We start from the raw sequence: 324 nt of genomic DNA, 5'->3' as shown, positions 1-324 counted from the left end.
GTGATCCGCCGTGGAGATAAAACAACGCCCTGTCCGGTGTGTGGCAAGCCGGGGACGGTGATTGAAGCGGCGCCAGAGTATGTCCGTGAATATATGGGGGTACAGGTTGCGGTAGACCGCTGCGTGGTGAAATGTGACTGCCCGTATGGCAGTAACCGCATCTGCGCCCCGCTGGGGTGGATTGGCAGCGGCCCGTCACCGGAGCAAATCGCCGCCGGAAAAAGGGCGGCGGAATTAGCAGCGGCGGCGCTCGCTGCAGAAGCTGAGGCCGTCAGAAAAGCGGAAGAGCGGGAGCGTAACCGGGTCTTTGCGAAATCCTGCCTG

1 pseudogene is annotated in these 324 nt (G+C 62.0%); it reads left to right on the top strand.

Annotated elements, in window-relative coordinates:
* Positions 1–324, top strand: a pseudogene (locus JJB97_RS18465) (S-type pyocin domain-containing protein); the annotation flags it as partial.

The organism is Tenebrionibacter intestinalis (genome assembly GCF_016632365.1).
In the GTDB taxonomy this organism is placed as follows: Bacteria; Pseudomonadota; Gammaproteobacteria; order Enterobacterales; family Enterobacteriaceae; genus Tenebrionibacter; species Tenebrionibacter intestinalis.
The sequence above is the reverse complement of the archived record's forward strand: the minus strand, read 5'-3'. Positions and strand labels throughout refer to the sequence as shown.